General features: G+C 73.7%; 15 protein-coding genes. 12 read left to right on the forward strand and 3 right to left on the reverse strand.

What is annotated here, in order from left to right:
- Positions 1–291 precede the first annotated feature (291 nt).
- The 11 genes from BN2279_RS16825 to BN2279_RS16880 all read left to right on the forward strand — a co-directional run bounded on the left by BN2279_RS16825 (position 292) and on the right by BN2279_RS16880 (position 13,728).
- A complete protein-coding gene (locus tag BN2279_RS16825; protein WP_059010403.1) occupies positions 292–1,062 on the forward strand; it encodes a glycosyltransferase family 2 protein in 771 nt (256 codons plus the stop codon).
- A complete protein-coding gene (locus BN2279_RS28620) occupies positions 1,059–1,598 on the forward strand; it encodes a hypothetical protein (RefSeq protein ID WP_059010405.1) in 540 nt (179 codons plus the stop codon). Before BN2279_RS16825 ends, BN2279_RS28620 begins: the two co-directional genes overlap by 4 nt.
- Positions 1,595–2,371 carry a polysaccharide deacetylase family protein gene (locus BN2279_RS28625; RefSeq protein WP_059010408.1) on the forward strand — a complete coding sequence of 259 codons (777 nt, stop codon included), beginning with the start codon at positions 1,595–1,597 and terminating at the stop codon, positions 2,369–2,371. The genes BN2279_RS28620 and BN2279_RS28625 overlap by 4 nt, the downstream gene beginning before the upstream one ends.
- Entirely contained in the window at positions 2,368–3,504 is a 1,137-nt protein-coding gene (locus tag BN2279_RS16840; protein ID WP_059010410.1) for a glycosyltransferase family 4 protein, read from the forward strand. Before BN2279_RS28625 ends, BN2279_RS16840 begins: the two co-directional genes overlap by 4 nt.
- A gap of 396 nt (positions 3,505–3,900) precedes the next feature.
- Positions 3,901–5,949 carry a DUF2206 domain-containing protein gene (locus tag BN2279_RS16850; protein WP_059010414.1) on the forward strand — a complete coding sequence of 683 codons (2,049 nt, stop codon included), beginning with the start codon at positions 3,901–3,903 and terminating at the stop codon, positions 5,947–5,949.
- Positions 5,946–7,157, forward strand: coding sequence for a glycosyltransferase family 4 protein (locus BN2279_RS16855; protein WP_079032228.1), 1,212 nt, complete (start codon positions 5,946–5,948; stop codon positions 7,155–7,157). The genes BN2279_RS16850 and BN2279_RS16855 overlap by 4 nt, the downstream gene beginning before the upstream one ends.
- Positions 7,154–7,642: a hypothetical protein gene (locus tag BN2279_RS16860; protein WP_059010416.1), complete on the forward strand. Its 489-nt coding sequence runs from the start codon at positions 7,154–7,156 to the stop codon at positions 7,640–7,642. The genes BN2279_RS16855 and BN2279_RS16860 overlap by 4 nt, the downstream gene beginning before the upstream one ends.
- Entirely contained in the window at positions 7,639–8,949 is a 1,311-nt protein-coding gene (locus tag BN2279_RS16865; RefSeq protein WP_059010418.1) for an oligosaccharide flippase family protein, read from the forward strand. The genes BN2279_RS16860 and BN2279_RS16865 overlap by 4 nt, the downstream gene beginning before the upstream one ends.
- Positions 8,946–10,112: a glycosyltransferase family 4 protein gene (locus BN2279_RS16870; protein ID WP_059010421.1), complete on the forward strand. Its 1,167-nt coding sequence runs from the start codon at positions 8,946–8,948 to the stop codon at positions 10,110–10,112. The genes BN2279_RS16865 and BN2279_RS16870 overlap by 4 nt, the downstream gene beginning before the upstream one ends.
- Positions 10,109–11,431 carry a polysaccharide pyruvyl transferase family protein gene (locus BN2279_RS16875; RefSeq protein ID WP_059010423.1) on the forward strand — a complete coding sequence of 441 codons (1,323 nt, stop codon included), beginning with the start codon at positions 10,109–10,111 and terminating at the stop codon, positions 11,429–11,431. Before BN2279_RS16870 ends, BN2279_RS16875 begins: the two co-directional genes overlap by 4 nt.
- Complete coding sequence (locus BN2279_RS16880; protein WP_059010425.1) at positions 11,428–13,728, forward strand: glycosyltransferase family 4 protein; 2,301 nt, start codon at positions 11,428–11,430, stop codon at positions 13,726–13,728. The genes BN2279_RS16875 and BN2279_RS16880 overlap by 4 nt, the downstream gene beginning before the upstream one ends.
- A gap of 48 nt (positions 13,729–13,776) precedes the next feature.
- Here BN2279_RS16880 and BN2279_RS16885 read toward each other — a convergent pair whose 3' ends face one another.
- From BN2279_RS16885 to BN2279_RS16895, 3 genes are all read right to left on the reverse strand, one after another.
- Positions 13,777–14,205 carry an Hsp20/alpha crystallin family protein gene (locus tag BN2279_RS16885; protein WP_059010427.1) on the reverse strand — a complete coding sequence of 143 codons (429 nt, stop codon included), beginning with the start codon at positions 14,203–14,205 and terminating at the stop codon, positions 13,777–13,779.
- 87 nt (positions 14,206–14,292) lie between these two features.
- The gene (locus BN2279_RS16890) at positions 14,293–14,958 is read right to left on the reverse strand and encodes a hypothetical protein (RefSeq protein ID WP_059010429.1); all 666 of its coding nucleotides are present in this window, start codon (positions 14,956–14,958) and stop codon (positions 14,293–14,295) included.
- Complete coding sequence (locus BN2279_RS16895) at positions 14,955–15,728, reverse strand: MerR family transcriptional regulator (protein ID WP_059010431.1); 774 nt, start codon at positions 15,726–15,728, stop codon at positions 14,955–14,957. Before BN2279_RS16895 ends, BN2279_RS16890 begins: the two co-directional genes overlap by 4 nt.
- Before the next feature lie 74 nt (positions 15,729–15,802).
- Here BN2279_RS16895 and BN2279_RS16900 point away from each other — a divergent pair, with 74 nt between their 5' ends.
- Positions 15,803–16,228 carry a pyridoxamine 5'-phosphate oxidase family protein gene (locus BN2279_RS16900; RefSeq protein ID WP_059010433.1) on the forward strand — a complete coding sequence of 142 codons (426 nt, stop codon included), beginning with the start codon at positions 15,803–15,805 and terminating at the stop codon, positions 16,226–16,228.
- The last annotated feature ends 1 nt before the right edge of the window (position 16,229 follow it).

A 16,229-nucleotide genomic window follows, 5' to 3' on the forward strand; every position in this document is an offset into this window, starting at 1 on the left:
CGGTGCCCCGGAAACCGAGATGATCCGGCGCCACCGGCCGCACGCGTCGCATTCCCCCACGGGCCACGCGTAAAGCGGGACGCCGCACCTTCCGTCGAACGCACGGCTGGGTGCTGCGAATTCCCGGTGACGCTCTCATGAATTCCTGAGTCGGCGGGTCAGTGCTGTCCTGTCCGGAACATTCGACCGTCGGACTGATTTCCCATGCCCGCGCGCATGGGTCAACGGATTCCCGCGCATGGCGCGGCCGTTATTTCGGGCATCGCTCAACGCAGCCGGAGGGGGCTCCCAATGAAGGTGCTGTCGATTGTCATTCCCGCGCTCAACGAGGCTTCCAATCTGCCTTCGGTGATGGCGACGATACCGACGGCGGAACTCGCCGCGTCGGGTTGGAGAACGGAGGTGGTCGTCGTGGACAACGCCTCCACCGACGGCACCGGCGACGTGGCCCGCGCGCTGGGCGCCCGGGTCGTCCTCCAGCCACGGCGCGGCTACGGCAACGCCTACCACGCCGGATTCGCGGCGGCGACCGGCGAGGTGATCGCCACCGGGGACGCCGACCGCACCTACCCGTTCGACGCGTTGCCCTGGCTGGTGGGGACCCTTGAGGTCCGCGACGTCGAATTCATGACGACCAACCGCCTTGTGCCCGGCAACGACGAGGCGATGAAACCGTCCCACGCCATCGCCAATCACGCACTGAGCGCTGTCAGTCGCGCACTGTTCCGAAATGGTCTGCGCGACTCGCAGTCGGGCATGTGGATCTTCCGCCGCTACGTCTGGCACGGCATCGATGTCCGCTCCACCGGCATGGCCTTCTCGCAGGAGATCAAGAACGCGGTGTCGCTGGCCGGTTACCGCTACCTTGAAGTCCCCATCGAGTACCGCAAACGCGGTGGCGAGGTGAAACTGAACGCGATGCGGGACGGTGTGGCCAATCTGCGCCAGCTCGTGGACCACCGCTTCCGCAGGCCCAGGCCCAGGAGCGTGCCGGTCGTGGCCGGCCGCCTCGTCGAGAATGCCGTCGCCGCGCCGCCGACCGAAGAACTCGGAGCCGCATGAGCAGAGTCGACGCCCGCACGTCCGAGGCGGCGCACGACCGGGACGGCGACGCCCCGGCGGGCCCCGCCGGTACCCGGGCGCGCCCGCGCCGCCGTCGCGACCGGCCCCGCGACGGCGCGCGGGCGGGCCGCCGCGCGCTCGTCGCGCTGGTGGCCGCGGTCGTCGGGGTGGCGGCGGCGCTCGCCGTACCGGCGGTCCGCGACGAACTGCGCAACTCGTTCACGCGGTTGCCCAGCGAATACGCCGAGCTGTACTTCACGGCCCTGCCCACCGTCGAGGGCACCACCGCCGTCGTCCCGGTCACGCTCGCCGACCACCACACCGGTACCGGGTCGTACCGGCTGCGCGTGTGGCTGGAGTCGGCCGACGGCGAGATCACGGCGTCGGACACCATCACCGTCGTTCCCGAGGGGGACACGCCCGCGCCGTCCGTGATCCGCCTGCCCATGCGGGGCGACCCGGTCGCCGTGGGCGTCGAACTCCTCGGCCACGACCAGACCTTGCACTACCGATTCGAAACCGGGGGCACACCATGAACGCCACGCCGACGGCACCACCCGCGGGCGGCCGGCCCCCCGCCGTCGTCACCACGAGCTGGGACGACGGCCACCGGCTCGACCCGCGTCTCGCCGCGCTGCTCGACAAGTACGGCATCGGCGCCACCTTCTACATCGCGCCGCACAATCTCGAACTCGCCCCCGCCGACCGGCTGCCGCCCGCCGGCATCCGCGAACTCGGCGAGCGCTTCGAGATCGGCGGGCACACCCTCACCCACCAGCGGCTCCCCCAACTCACCGAGGACGCCGCCCGCGAGGAGATCCGCGCGGGCAAGGAGGAGCTGGAGGAGATCACCGGGACCGCCGTCACCAGCTTCTGCTACCCGCGCGGCGAGTACACCCCCGCGCACGTCCGGCTCGCCCGCGAGGCCGGGTTCACCGTCGCCCGCACCGTCCGGCGCAGCTCGCTCGACCCGGGCGACCCGCTGGAGATGGTCACCACGGTCAACGCCTACGCCCATCGCGTCGACATCCCCCTCGTGCTGCGGCTGGCCCGGATGCGGCCCTGGACCGCCGCCCGGCTCTACCTGCGGTGGGACGACCTGGCGTTGTGGTGGTTCGAGCGGTGCCGTGAACGCGGCGGCGTCTTCCACCTCTGGGGACACAGTTGGGAGGTGGACGCCCGCGGCGACTGGCACCGGCTGGAACGCGTGCTGGACCACATCTCCCGCCGCCCCGACGTCCGTTACGTGCCCAACGGCGAACTGCCCGGCGTTCCCCGCGCCACCGCGCCGGAGGAGGAGGCCCGATGAGCACGATCCTCCAGATCACCCCGTACTACCCGCCGCACCTCGGCGGGCTCGAACGCGTCGTGGAGAGCCTCGCCGCCGGACTCGGCCGCCGCCACCACGACGTCCGCGTGCTCACCACCACCATCGGCGCGGACGGCGCGCCGCCGCTGGCCCGCGACGGCGAGGTGACCGTACGGCGGCACCGCTCCGTCGAGTTCGCCCACACTCCGCTGGCCCCCGGGCTGCTCGGGTCGCTGCTGCGGGCCCCGCGCACCGCCGTGCTGCACCTGCACTGCGCGCACGCCGTGCTGCCGGAACTCGTCGCGCTCACCGCCCGGTTGCGGCGCCAGCGCTTCATCCTCCACTTCCACCTCGACGTGGACGCCTCCGGCCCGCTCGGCATGCTGCTGCCGCCGTACAAGAAGCACGTGTTCGGCCGCGTGCTGCGCGCCGCCGCGGCCGTCGTCGTGCTCACCGACGCGCAGGCCGCGTTCGTCCGCGACACCTACCGGGTGCCCGCCGACCGGGTGTTCGTCGTGCCCAACGGTGTGGACCGGCGGTACTTCATGCCGGTGCGGGAACCCGCGGGCGGTGACCGCCCGACGCGCCTGCTCTACGTCGGACGGCTCAGCCCGCAGAAGAACGTCGGTCGGCTGCTGGAGGCGATGAGCCTGGTCACCCGGCCCGTGGCGCTGACCGTCGTCGGGGACGGCGAACAGCGGGCGCACCTGGAGCGGCAGACGGCCGGACTCGGCCTGGACAACGTCACCTTCGCCGGACAGCGCCTCGGTCCCGACCTGATCGCCGCCTACGCGGACGCCGACGCGTTCGTGCTGCCCTCCGACAAGGAGGGCATGCCGCTGGTCGTCCTGGAGGCGATGGCCGCCGCGCTGCCGATCGTCGCCACCGACGTCCCCGGCAACGCCGAACTCATCGGCGGCACCGGCCTGCTGGCCGCCCCCGAACCCCGGGCGCTCGCCGCCGCCGTCGACCGGATCGCCGAAGACCCCGCGCTGCGCCTGCGGCTGGCGCGGAACAGCGCCGAGCGGGCCGCCGCGTTCACCTGGGACGCGGTCGTCGCCCGCGTTGAGGAGGTCTACGCCACGGCGCTGGCCCCGTCATTCACCCCCGCCCTCACCGAGAGCCGCGCATGAGCCCGACCGCGACGGCCACCGCGACCGCGAAGGCGACGGTCCGGCGCGCGACCAGGCCCCGGTGGCTGCTGGCCGGCGTGGCGCTCGCCCCCGCCGTCGAGATGCTCCCCGGCGTCCCGGCCGTCGCGCTCCCCCCGGCCGCGCTCTGGCTGGTGATCGGCGCGCCCGCCGTCGTCGCGTACCACCCTGTCTCTTCTACCCATCCGACGCTGCCGACGCAGAGGATAGTGTAGATCTCGGTGGGCGCCGGATCATTTATCAACCCACACGATCCACCGACATCCGTATGTCACGCCACACCGCTACACCACTAACAGCACTACCGAGCTCGGACTCGCGGTCACCGGACATCTCGTCGTCGGGCTGGCGCTCAACACCGCGCTGCCGCTCGCCGGTATGGACGATCCGCTCACCCGCCGGCCGCTCGCGCTCGCCGCCGCGCTGGCCGTCGTGGTCGCGGCCCTCGTGTGCCCGGCGCCACCCGGCCCGGCGGCCCGCGGGGGCGGGCGACCGCCGTTGCCCGAGGGGCTGTTGGCCGTCTCGGCGGCCGGAGCCGTGACCGTCGCGCTGTCGGTCGCGGGCGCGATCCGGCTCAACAACGGGCTGGGCTCGGCCGTCAGCGTCACCGCGCTGGTGGCGGTGGGGGCGCTGCTGGCGCTGCTGGTGTGGCGCCGCGGCCGGTACCCGGCGGCCGTGCTGGAGTTCGGCCTGTTCCTCGCCGCCGCCGCGCTGCTGCTGCTGACGTCACTGCGCGGCTGGTACATCACCGGCCACGACATCCAGCGGGAGTTCGGCGTCTACCAGATGACGACCGACGCCGCCCACTGGGACATCGCGGCCTTCCGCGACCCGTACAACGCGTGCCTGAGCATCACCCTGTTGCCGACGTCGCTGTCCGAACTCACCGGCATCTCCGGCACCCACGTCTTCAAGGTGCTCTTCCCGCTGCTCTTCGCGCTGACCGCGCCGCTGGTCTACCGGTCGGTGCGGAACGTCGCGCCGCAGAGCGTCGCGCTGCTGTCGGCCGTCTACCTGATGGCGTTCCCCACCTTCTTCACCGACATGGCGTTCCTCGCCCGGCAGGAGATCGCGTTCCTGCTGATGGCGTGCGCGACGGTCGTGCTCACCGACGGGCGGCGCCCGGTGCGCGCCCGGCGCGTGGTCTTCCTCGTGCTGCTCGTCGGCATCGTGCTGTCGCACTACTCCACCACCTACGTGGTGATCGCCGCCCTGGTGATCGCGCTCGGCACCGACCTCGTCTGGCGGTTCCTGTCCGCCCGCGCCAACCGGCGGCGCGGCGGGGCGAGGCGGCCGCGCCCGGCCCAACGCGCGTTCCTCACCTGGTGGATCGTCATCGCCCCCGCCGCGGCGACGGCCGTCTGGGTGGGTGCCGTCACGCGGACCACGGACCAGCTCGACAGCACCGTCACCCAGACCTACGACGACATCATGGGCAACGGCAGCGGCGAGAGCGGTTCTTCCGACACCGCCTACGGCCTGCTCGGCGGCGCGGCCGTCAGCGCCGAACAGCGGCTGGCCGACTACCGCGCCGACACCCTGGACGAGACGGCCGAGGCGCGGGCCGCCGGGGACTACCTGCCGCTGGACATCGTCAACTCCCACGGCATCACGGCTGCCCAGGAGGAGACACTGCCGCTGACCTCGGCGGGCCGCGCGCTCACGGACGCGGGCGTGGACGTCGAGGCGGCCAACCCCCTGGCCCGCCAGTCCGCCGCCCGGCTGCTCCAGGTCTTCCTGCTCCTCGGCGTCGTCACCACCGTCGTCGGCCGCCGCCGGGCGTTCCGCCCGACCCGCGACCAAGTCACCCTGACCGTGGGCATGGTGGCCGTCATGGGGCTGCTCACGGTCCTGCCGCAGCTCTCCGTCGACTACGGAGTGCTGCGCGCGTTCCAGCAGGGCCTGTTCTTCTTCGCGCCCTTCGTCGCGGCGGGCACGCTCTGGCTGTTCCGCTGGGCCGGGCGGCGCGCGGTGCCGCTGGCGTGCGGGCTGGCGCTGGCGTTCTTCCTCGACCTCACCGGCGTCGTGCCCAAGCTCGTCGGGGGCTACCCGCCGCAGCTCCATCTGGACAACGCCGGTCAGTACTACGACATTTACTACCTCCACCCGGAGGAGCGCGCCGCCATCGACTGGCTGCGGCAGCGGACTTCGGAGGACGAGGCGCACGACGTGCAGTCCGAGATCCAGACCGACCGCTACACCTTCAGCCGGCTCCAGACCCTGATCGAGGGCCGGGCGCAGAACGACATCTACCCGACCCTGATCGGCACCGACAACTACGTCTTCCTCGGCTCGACCACCGTGCGCAAGGAGGAGGCGACGACGTTCTACCGGGGCGATCTGGTGACCTACCACTATCCCGTGGAGTTGCTGGATATCACGAAGGACAAGCTCTACAGCAGCGAGGGGGCGGAGATCTACCGATGAGGCGACCGCGGGTCCTGCTCGTCAGCCACTACTACCCGCCGCACGTCGGCGGGATAGAGAACGTCGTCCGCCACGAGGCCGACCACCTGGCACGCCAGGGCGCCGACGTGACCGTGCTCACCAGCGGGTCGGAACGCGCGCCGCACGCCGCCGACGCGCCGGGCGTGCGCGTCGTGCGCGTCGTGCGCGTCCCGGCGTGGAACGGTGTGGAACGGCGCACGGGCGTGCCGTTCCCCGTCCTCTCGCCGCGTCTCCCGGCGGACGCGCTGCGCTGGGCGCGCTGGGCCGATGTCGTGCACATCCACGACTGCCTCTACATGACGTCCTGGGCCGCCGGTCTGGCCGCCGCCCTGACCCGCACCCCGCGTGTCCTCACCCAGCACGTCGCCCTGGTCGAGCACCCCTCCGCGCTGGTGCGGGGCGTGCAGCGCGCCGTGTACGCGGTGGCCGGGCGCCCGTTGCTGCGTCGCGCCGCCCGCGTCGTGGTGCTCAACGCGACCGTGGGCACGTTCGTCACCGGGCTCGGCGCCCGGCCCGCGACCGTCCGCCACGTCCCGAACGGCGTGGACACGGCCCTGTTCCGGCCGCCGCGCTCGGCCGCCGAACGCGACCGCGCCCGCGACCGGTTGGGCCTGCCCAAGGACCGGGTGCTGGTGCTGTTCGCCGGCCGACTGGTGCCGAAGAAGGGGTACGACCTGCTGCTGGCGGCGGCCGACCCGGCGTACGACCTGGTCTTCGCCGGGCAGGGCGCGGAGGGCGTGGTCCACCTGCCGCGCGCCGGCGTGCACCACCTCGGGTCCCTGCCGGCCGGGCGGCTGGCCGAGGCGTACCGGGCGTGCGACGTCTTCGCCCTGCCCTCGACCGCCGAGGGCTTCCCGCTGACCGTCCAGGAGGCCATGGCGTCCGGGCTGCCCGTCGTCACGACCGACGACCCGGGCTACGCGCCGTACGGGCTCGACCGGGAGAACGTCACGCTTCTCCCGCGCGACGCCGACGCGTTGCGCGCCGCGCTGACCCGGCTCGCCGGTGACGAGCCGCTGCGGCGGCGGATGGGCGAGTATGCCCGGGGGTACGCGACCGGCGGGCTGGCCTGGGAGGAGCACGCGCGGACGCTGCTGCGGCTGTACCAGGAGGCGACCGGGGACGCGACCGGCAAGGAGGCCGGGGACGCGGCCGGGACCGCGCGCACCCCGGTGGCGGCCGGATGAGGACCGTCCTGCTCCGGCCCGCGCTGGAAGTCACCGCCGTGCACGGCCTGTTGGGCTGGTTGTACGTCGCGGCGGTGGCGGCCGTGCGTCCGGACGACCTCACCGTGCCGATCACCTCGCTGCTGCCGCTGCGCCGCGACACGTTCGGCACCTGCTGCTTCGCGGCCTCGGCCGCCGCCGCGTTCGCGCTCCAGGCGGGCGCCAGGAGCCCGTTGCCGTGGGCGCCGGACCGGCCCCGGCGCGCGCCGCGGCCCGGCCCGGTGGACGCGGCGCTGCGGACCGTGCTCGCCTACGGGCTGGTGGTCTGGGCGTACCTCGCGGTCAACTCGCTGACCCACCCGGAGACGATCGCGCTGCGGCTCACCCACTTCGCGCCGTTCCCGACCGAAGGGGCCACCGCCGTCGCGTGCTTCGCGGCCTCGGCCGCCGCGCTCGTCGCGCTCCGGGTCCGGATACGGGCCGCCGCCGGGGGTGACGCGGCATGACGCTGACGCCCGAGCGGGCCGTCCGGCCCACCCTCACCACCCGGCTGGCCGGGCTGCGCGACGACCCGCTGCTCCTCAACTCCTTCTTCCTCATCCTGACCACGGCGCTGGGCGCGGCGGCGGGCTTCGGGTTCTGGATCGCGGTCGCGCGGCTGTTCCCGGCCGCCGACGTCGGGCGCGCGTCGTCGCTGCTGTCCTGCCTGGCGCTGCTGTCGTACTTCAGCCTGTTCGGGCTGAGCAGCACGCTGGTACGGCGGTTGCCGACCAGCGACCGCCCGGGCGAGGAGGTCAGCACCGCCGTCACCACCGTGACCGGCTGCTCGGTGCTGATCGCCGGTGGCTTCGTCGCGCTGATCCCGGTGGCGGCACCGCAGTTGGGGTTCGTCCACGAAACGCCGTGGCACGTCGTGGGGTTCGTGGTCCTCGCGGTCGGGGCGGCGGTCAACCTCCTCACCGACTCGATCTTCGTGGCGTTCCGCGCGACCCGCTCCAACCTGCTGATCAACGGCGTGCTGATGAGCGCGGTGAAGCTCGCGCTGCCTCTCGCGCTCGTCGGCGGCGGGCCGTTCGGCATCTTCCTCGCCAGCGGCATCGCCTCGGTCGTCGCCGCCACCGCGAGCATCGCCACCATCCGGGGCCGGCTGCGGGTGCCGGTGCGGCCGTCGTTCTCCTGGCCGGTGCTGCGGGACTCGCTCGCGTACTCGCTGACGAGTTACGTCTCCAGCGCGCTGAATCTGGTGCCGCAGATCGTGCTGCCCATCATCGTCCTCCAGGGCCTCGGACCGGTCCCGGCGGCGACGTACTTCGTCGCGTTCCAGATCGCCAACCTCGTCAACTCCGCGTCGTACGCGATCGGCGAGGCGCTCTTCGCGGAAGGCTCGTACGAGAAGGCGCCGTTGGGCGACCTGGCGCGGCGCTCGGCGCTCGCGATGCTGGCCGCGACGGCGCCGGTCGCGGCGCTGGTCGTCGTCCTCGCGCACCCGGTGCTGCGGCTGTTCGGCCCCGAGTACGCGGCGAGCGGCACGGCCACCCTGGTCGTGTTCACCGTGTCCTCGCTCGCCGTCGCGTTCAACGCCTGGGCCAGCTTCCTGCTGAAGGTGACCCGGCAGCTCGTGCCGATGGTCGTCTCCAACGTGGTGCTGGTCGTGGTGATCCTGGCCATCGCGCTGGGGAAGCTGGACGACGGGCTGTACTGGGCGGCCGTCGCCTGGGGGATCGGGAACTTCGCGTCCGGCGCGGTCGCCGCGGCGGCCCTGCTGCGCCGCCGCCCCACGGCCGGGAGCGCCGGGAACGGGGTGGGGGCATGAGGATTCTCCAGATCGTCAACATCGGCTTCGAGGCGGGCGGCGCGGAGAAGAGCGTGCGGCTCATCGCGGACGGCCTCGGCGCCCGGGGCCACGAAGTCCGCGTCGTCGCCACGGATCTGCTGGCGTCCGGCCGGGAGGCTGAGCTGTTCGCGGACGACCTCGTTCCGGCCATCGGCGGCAACGCGGCCCGCAGGTTCGCCCGTTACTTCTGGAACCCCGACGCGTACCGCCGGATCCGGGCCGTCGTCGGCGCGTTCCGGCCGGACTGCGTCCACCTGCACACCATCGGCGAGTTCAGCCCGGCGGTCCTGGCCGCCACGGACGGCTGCCGCCGGGTGCTGACCGTGCACGGGCCGGAGGACTGGACCCGTTCCCTCCTGCGGTGGAACCTGCCCAGCGCCACCGCGGGACGCCGGCTGTCCGCCGCCGACGCCGCTCGTTACGCCTATCTGCGGTTCCTCCAACGGCCCGCCTACCTGCCCCGGTTGCGGCGGGTGGACCGGGTGCTGGCGCCGAGCCGTTACTTCGCCGAGGCCGTCGCGCCCGACGTCGGCCGGGTGCCGGTCCACGTCGTGCCCAACGGCATCCCGCGCGGGGCCGGGCCCCGGCCGGTCACCGGCACCGGGCACGTGGTGTTCGTCGGCCGGCTCGAACCGGTCAAGGGCGTCCACGTGTTGCTCGACGCGTTCCGCGCGCTGCTGCCCCGCCACCCCGCCGCGCGGCTGACCGTCGTCGGGGACGGCTCGGACCGGGACCGGCTCCGGGCCGCGGCGGACGACCTGACGGCCGCCGGGCGCGTCGAGTTCAGGGGCTGGCTGGCCCGCGAGGACGTCACCGCCTGCCTGACCGACGCGTCCGTCGTCGTACTGCCCTCGCTGTGGCCGGAGAACTTCCCGACCGTGGCCCTGGAGGCGCTCCAACTCGGCCGCCCGCTGGTCGCGTCCCGCGTCGGCGGCCTGCCCGAACTCGTCGGCGACGACAACGGCGCGCTGGTCGGGCCGGGCGACCCGGCCGCGCTGACCGCCGCCCTCGACGGCCTGCTGGGCCGTCCCGACGTGCTGGAACGCAAGGGCGCGGCCTCGGCGGCGCGCGCCGGACGGTACGGCGTCGAGGAGTTCCTCGACGCGCTGGAACACCACTACGGAGAGGTCGTGGCCGGATGAGGATCGCCCTGGTCAACGTGTTCGAGCGCGGCAACCGCGGGGACGCCGCCCTGCTCAGCGTCACCATCCGGCAGCTCAGACAGACCTTCCCGGGCGCCGAGTTGAGCATCGCCGGCTTCGAGAGACCCGAGGACCGACCGGAGTTCGACGGCGTTCCGACGCTCGGCTCGATCCGCCGCTATGTCGGCGACGAGGACACCGGGCGCGTCACCCGCGTCACCCGCAAGGTCCTGACCCTCGGCGTCGCCGCGTTCGCCGCCCTGCCCGGCACCCGGCACACCCTGCCCGTCCTCGCCCGGCTGCTGCCCGCCGAGATGCGGCGCGAACTCACCGCCATCGCTCGCGCCGACCTCGTGGTCGGCCCCGGCGGCGGCTACGTCAACGCCCGCGACGACTTCCCCTCGGACATCAACATCGCGCTCCTGACCCTGCCGTTGTGGCTCGCGCACCGCTGCCGCGTGCCCGTCGCGCTCGGCCCCCAGTCCTACGGCCCGTTCCCGCGCCGCTTCCAACGCGCCCTGCTGCGGCGGTCGGTGGGCCGCGCCGACCGCGTCATGACCCGCGAGTCGATCAGCGCCGAACGGCTGGAGGCGGCCGGTGTGCCGCGCGAGCGGATCGTGCGCAGCGTGGACGCCGCGTTCGCGTTCACCATCGGCTCCCGGCGCGACTGGCGCGCGGAACTCGGCATCCCCGCCGACGCCACCATGGTCCTGATGACGACCAAGGACGACCTGCCGCCGGACGGCCAGGCCGCGTACGAGGAAGCCCTCACCGCCGCCGTGCGGCACATGCTGGCCCGCCCCGACTGTCACGTGGTGCTCGTCCCGCAGGTCACCTGCGGGTTCCAGGACGACGACGACCGCATCGTCAACGCCCGCCTCGCCGCCGCCGTTTCCAGCCCCCGGCTGCACGTCCTGGACGACGACCGCCTCGACCACCACGACGTCTCGGCGCTCTACCCGTGCGCGGACTACATCATCGGCACCCGGTTCCACGCGGTGATCTTCGGGCTGATCGCGCGGGTGCCGTGCGTCGCCATCGAGTACGACCACAAGACCAGCGGCATCATGCGGGACCTGGGCCTGGAACGCTGGGTCGTGCACATGGCCGATGTGCGGCCCGGCCAACTGATCGGGCTCATCGAGGAGATGATGACCGCGCCGGACGCGTACCGGAGCCACCTCGACGCCGTCCTGCCCGGTTACGCCGAGCGCGCCACCGACTTCGTCGAGAACCTGCGGCGAACCGTCCCCGCCGTCCCGGCCGTTGCCGCCGCCGCGCCGGGCGTGGCGGCGACACGGGAGGTCGTCGGCCCGTGACCTCGGTCCTGCTCGTCACGCCGTACTTCCCGCCGGACATCGGCGGCGTCGAGAACTACGTCTGGAACGTGGCCCGTCTGCTGCGGTCCCGGCACGACTGGCGGGTCGCCGTCGCCGCCACCGCCTCCCACGGCACGACGCCCGGACGGCACGTGGGCCCCGACGGCATCCCCGTGTACCGCCTCCCGGCCCCGGTCACCCTCTCGCAGACCCCCGTCGGCCCGCACTGGCCGAGGCTGTTGCGCGCCGTCATCGAGCGGGAGGGCGCCGAAGTCGTCAACGCCCACGCGCCCGTACCGCTGTTCGCCGACGCCGCGGCGCGGGCCGCGCGGCGCGCGGGCGTGCCGTTCGTCCTGACCTACCACACCGGCCGGATGCGCAAGGGCAGGCCGCTGCCCGACGCGGTGTGCGCCGCCTACGAGACGACCGTGCTGGCCAGGACCGCACGCCACGCCCGCGAGGTGATCTGCTCCTCCGACTACGTCACGACCGACCTGCCCGGCCTCTTCCTGGGCCGCGCCACGGTCATCTCGCCCGGCGTCGACCCCGGACTCTTCACCACCAGCCCGGTGCCGGAGGCGCCGCGCGTCCTGTTCGCCGGATCGCTCGCACGCGCCGCGTCCTACAAGGGACTTCCCGATCTGCTGCACGCGGTCCGCGCCCTGGCCCGTACGACCACGCCCGGCGTACGGCTCGAAGTCGTCGGCGCGGGCTCGTCCGCCGCCGGGTACCAGAGCCTCGCCAGGCGGCTCGGGCTGGCGGACCACGTCACGTTCACCGGGCGCCTGGCCGGCGGCGAACTCGCCGCCGCCTACCGCCGCGCCCGCGTCCTGGCGCTGCCGACCCACTACGACAGCTTCCCCAGCGTGCTGGTCGAGGCCATGGCCAGCGGCCGGCCCGTCGTCACCACGCGGGTCGGCGGCATCCCGTCCCTGGTCGAGGACGGCGGCAATGGCCTGCTCGTCGGCGCGGGCGACATCACGGCGCTGACCGGCGCGCTCGGCGCGGTCCTCGGCGACGACGCCCTCGCCGGCCGGCTCGGCGCGGCGGGGCACGCGCTGGTGCGGCGCGAACTGACCTGGGAGCGGCAGACCGAGCGCACGGTCGAGGTCTTCGAACGGGCCTTGGGCCGGCGCCGCGCCGCCCCGGTGCGCACGGTCGCCGTCGTCACGCCGTACTACCCGCCGAAGATCGGCGGCGTCGAGAACTACGCGTCGCGCGTCGCCCGCGCCGTCGCCGACGACCCCGCGCTGCGGGCCGTCGTCATCACCACCAACACCACCGGGCGGCGCGCCTCGTTCAGCATCGACGGCCCTGTGCCCGTCGTCCGGCTCGGCACCTGGGCCAAGCTGTCCAACACGCCCGTGAATCCGCTGTGGCCGCTGCAACTGCGCCGCTGGCTGCGCCGGTTCGACGTCGATGTCGTCAACGCCCACGCGCCCGTCCCCGGGTTGCCCGATCTGGCGGTCGCCCTGTCCGGGCGCCACCGCCCGGCGGTGCTGACCTACCACGCCGGGTCGATGCGGAAGGGCGACCGGCGCGTGGACCTGCTGATCGGCGCGTACGAACGGCACGTGCTGCCGCGCGTGTTCGGCCGGGCCCGTGCCCTCGTCGGCGTCTCGCCCGTCTCGCTGGCGGCGGGACGCGCGGGCGCCGTGCGGATCACGCCGGGCGTGGACACCGAACGGTTCACGCCCGGCCCGCCGCCCTCGACGCGCCCGCCGGTCGTGCTCTACGTCGGGCGGATGGACCGTTCGTCGGCGTGGAAGGGCGTGGACGTGCTGGTGCGCGCGTTCGCGTCCCTTGCGCCCGGTCTCCCCGGGGCGCGGCTGTGCCTGGTGGGCGGCGGGGACGCCACGGGCGACCACGCCGGACTGGCCGCCCGGCTCGGCGTCGCCGATCGGGTGGACCTGCCGGGCGAGCTGACCGGCGACGCCCTGACCGCCGCGCTGCGCGGCGCCGCCGTGCTGGTGCTGCCGTCGCTGAGCGAGGCCGAGTCGTTCGGTATGGCCCTGGTGGAGGCGATGGCCTGCGGCACGCCGGTCGTCGGCTCGCGGGTGGGCGGCATCCCGTATGTGATCGACGAGGGCGTGACCGGTCTGCTCGTGCCGCCCGGCGACGCCGACGCCCTGGCGGCGGCGTGCCGCCGCCTGTTGACGGAGCCGGCGCTGGCCGACGCGCTGGGCGCGGCCGGCCGCCGGGTGGCGGAGGAGCGGTACGCCTGGCCGCGCCTGACGGATCGCTGGCTGGCGCTGTTCCGCTCGCTGCTGCCGCCACCGGCGGCGGGGGGCCGCTGACCGGACCGCCGGGCGGCGGCCGGTCCGTCAGGTGGCGACCGGTCCGTGTCAGGCCGCGGCGCTGATCGAACGGCGCGGCTCGCCGCCGCTGATGGCGATCTTGCGAGGCTTGGCCTGCTCGGCGACCGGGATGCGCAGCCGCAGGACACCCGCGTCGTACGAGGCGTCGATGCGCTCGGTGTCCAGGGTGTCGCCGAGGATCAGCCGGCGGCTGAAGGACCCGGTGGGCCGCTCGGCCGTCAGCACCTGCGCGTCCTCACCGGCGCGGGACCTGCGCTCCGCCCGCACGGTGAGCACGTTGTGCTCGACGTCGAGGTCGATGCTCTCGGGGTCCACGCCGGGGAGATCCAGCTCCACCAGGAACGTGTCACCCTCGCGCCAGGCGTCCATGGGCAGGGCCGCGGGCCGCGCGGCGGTGCCGAGGACCTGCTGGGCGAGGCGGTCGATCTCACGGAAGGGGTCGGTCTGGAGCAGCATCGTTCGTTCCTCCTTCTCGTCCAGTGAGGGAAGCTCAACCGACACCTCCTTTATAACTCCGGACGAGGAAAGTTGACAAGCTGGCGCTCAGGTTTGTTGCTGGTCCTGCGCGGCGTCCCGGGAGGTCTCGTGGAGAGCTTCGTGGAGGGCGGCCAGGAGCGGGCCGGGGTCGTCGGCGTAGATCCGCAGCACACGGGCCTCGCCGGTCCCCCCGAGGGGGCGCCGGAACACGACCGGCCCGGCCGGCACCACGGTGACGTTCGTCTGGCCGCCCACCGCCAGATCGACCGTGCCGTCCGCGCCGATCCGTACCGTCCGTCCGCCCGGGAAGCGCCGGTCCAGCCGGACGGAGGCGATCCGGTCGGCCGGCACCGCTATGTCGACCAGCGCGCCGTACCGCACACGCAACGACCCGTCCCGGCCGACGACATGCGGCCTGACCGCGCACGAGGCGTGCAGTCCGACCACGAAGAAGATCCCCCAGACGTCGATCGCCAGCACCGCCCGGTGCGCGGCGGGCCAGGGGATGAGCAGCGCCAGCGCCACCGTCTCGACCACCGAGACGAACAGCATCACGAACACGAGAGCCGTCTGCCCGGCCGCGTACGCCACGGCACGGTCGCCCGCCTTGACCCCGTGCGCCGGGCGGCGCCCGATCCAGCGCGCCAGCGACGCCCACAGCGCCAGCTCGTGCCGCACCAACTGGGTCATGACACGCCACGCCCGCACGCCGAGCCGCCCGTTCGCCCTCACCGGCCGTCCTTCCGCAGGAGCCGCATCGCCTGCCGTACCGCCTCGGCCTGGGCCGGGGCCAGGTCCGCGAAGAACGCCTCGGCGAGGCCGGAGCCGCCGCTCGCCCCGGCCGTTCCCTCTTCTTCCCCCACGCCCTCGCCCCAGGTGACGTCCGGTGGCACCGCCGCGACGATCGCCCGCGCCGTCTCCCCGACCCGGGGGTCGTCCACCGGGGCCCCGGCCAGTTGGTCCAGCCGCGCGTACACGTCGTAGGCCCGCGCGAGGGCGTCGCCCCGCAGTGAACGCGTCAGCCCGGCGAGCCACGCCCGCACCTCCGGCCGTTCCGCGCCGTCCAGGAGCACGAGCAGCTCCCGTTCCTTCGCCGCCATCGCCGGCTCCGGACCCGGCATCCGTGCCATCTCCTGGAACAGCTCGGCGAGTTCGGCGGAGACCGGCCCCTCGGGCGGCAGGCCGCGCTCCCGCAGCTCCGCGAGCCGCGCCCGCCGCGCCCGGATCGCCTCCTCCTGCCGCGCCAACGCGGCGTCGAGGTCGGCGAGCACGTCGTCCAGCTCGCCGCCCGCGTCGTCCGCGAGGACGTCCCTGATCTCGTCGAGACCGAGCCCCAGCTCGGTCAGCCGCCGGATCCGGGCCAGCCGGACGGCGTCCCGCAATCCGTACACCCGATAACCGTTGGGCTGCCGCGCCGACTCGGGTAGGAGGCCGATGTGGTGATAGTGCCGGACGGTGCGGGTCGTGACTCCGGCCAGTGCCGCCAGTTCGCCGATGCGCATGAGTCCAGTACAGACGTTGTCGTCGCGACAGGGTCAAGCCGTCACCGAAACCGACCGAGACCGAAGGAGACACCATGGCTCTCACCAAGCAGGAGCGCGAGGAGTTCCTCGCCGAGCCGCACATCGCGGCTCTGGCCGTGGACGCGGAGGAGGGGCGGGCCCCGCTGACCGTGCCGATCTGGTACCAGTACGCGCCGGGCGCCGACCTCTGGGTGATGACCGGCGCCGACTCCCGCAAGGCGCGGCTGATCAAGGCGGCGGGCCGGTTCTCGCTGATGGTCGAGCGCGTGGAACCGACCATCCGCTACGTCTCGGTCGAGGGACCGGTGACCGAGACCTCGCCCGCCACCCTGCCGCAGTTGCGGGAGCTGGCGGCGCGCTATCTGCCGCCCGAGAAGGTCGACGGGTATGTCGAGTACGCCTGGCGGGACCACGGCGAACAGGTCGTCTTCCACCTCCGTCCCGAACGCTGGGTCGCCACCGACCTCGGCACCGTCTGAC

This window comes from Streptomyces specialis (assembly GCF_001493375.1).
GTDB classification, from domain to species: Bacteria; Actinomycetota; Actinomycetes; order Streptomycetales; family Streptomycetaceae; genus Streptomyces; species Streptomyces specialis.